1 protein-coding gene is annotated in these 212 nt (G+C 67.9%); it reads left to right on the top strand.

Features of this window, described 5'->3' with window-relative positions; genetic code table 11:
* A partial coding sequence (locus tag BQ17_RS22660; RefSeq protein WP_218068234.1) for a hypothetical protein occupies window positions 1–206 on the top strand: 206 nt, incomplete at its 5' end.
* Window positions 207–212: the final 6 nt, after the last annotated feature.

The following is a 212-nucleotide window of genomic DNA, read 5'->3' as shown; positions in this document are numbered from 1 at the left end:
GCCGCATCGAACCTCAGCCACGGGGGATACCAGCGGCGTTGGTCGGCAATCCGGGCACTCAGGTTCCACCCGCGCCGCGGCGACGGCGCTTTCCCCTGGCCACAACACCCTGGCCGGGAACGGATACCTCGCCACATCCAAAGCGGCGGCAGGATGGTGCCACTTGCCGACCCCCGGCTTATGCTCAGGGCTGGAGGTTCCGGTAAGCATCG

Source organism: Candidatus Thiosymbion oneisti (assembly GCF_900092655.1).
Lineage (GTDB): Bacteria > Pseudomonadota > Gammaproteobacteria > Chromatiales > Chromatiaceae > Thiosymbion > Thiosymbion oneisti.
This window is presented reverse-complemented; position numbering and strand designations above follow the sequence as displayed.